This is a genomic window from Bacillus sp. JJ1521 (assembly GCF_036965165.1).
Taxonomy (GTDB): domain Bacteria; phylum Bacillota; class Bacilli; order Bacillales; family Bacillaceae_L; genus Ferdinandcohnia.
Genome location: NZ_JBALOX010000077.1, coordinates 44,631 through 45,437, shown reverse-complemented (window position 1 = coordinate 45,437; position 807 = coordinate 44,631). Strand labels below are relative to the sequence as shown.

Genomic DNA, 807 nt, shown 5'->3' with positions numbered 1-807 from the left:
TGTTTTTCTTAAAGATTTAGTTTATACTAAAGTTTTGTCTGAGAAATATGAAGTAACTAATAAAGAAATAGATGCAAAGTATAAAGAAATGCAAGCAGCCCTAGGTGCACAATTTGATGCAGTGGTTGAGGAAAAAGGTGAAGATTTCGTTCGTGATCTTTTAAAATCGGACATGCTGAAAGAAAAAGCAGCTATGGATGCAGTTGAAGTAAAAGAAGGAGAAGTGGTTAAGGCAAGCCATATCTTAGCGAAGTTTTCTGATAATCCAACTGCAGAAGTAACTGAAGAACAAAAAGCAGAAGCTAAAAAGAAAATCGATGAAGCAAAGGCCAAGCTTGATAGCGGTGAAAAATTCGAGGACGTAGCGAAGGAATACTCTGAGGATAGTACTGCTCAAAATGGTGGGGACCTAGGTTGGTTTGAAAAAGGGCGTATGGTGCCTGAATTTGAAGAAGCTGCATTTTCTTTAAAAGAAGGCGAAACTAGTCAAATTATCGAATCACAATACGGGTACCATATTATTAAAGTAACAGGAACTGTTGCAGATTTCGATAAGATGGATCAAGAGAAGAAAGATGAGGTCCGCAAAGCGTTACTTCAGGCAGATCAAAGTGGAGCTACCCTTCAAAAAGCTTTAGACAAAGTAATCAAGGATGCAGATGTTAAAGTGAAGGATAAAGAATTTAAGGATTTATTTAAAACTGAAGCTGTGGCAGAATAAGTAAGTTGTTATATATAGAAAAGGACCGTTTTATGACGAAACGGTCCTTTTTTGTGTCTAGCTCCAGGGCCCAGCCCCTCGAGGTC

The 807-nt window shown here is 38.0% G+C and carries 1 protein-coding gene; it reads left to right on the top strand.

Annotation, left to right across the window (positions count from 1 at the left end; translation table 11 throughout):
* On the top strand, window positions 1-721 hold a 721-nt coding region (locus V7147_RS12830), incomplete at its 5' end, for a peptidylprolyl isomerase (RefSeq protein ID WP_335368256.1).
* Window positions 722-807: the final 86 nt, after the last annotated feature.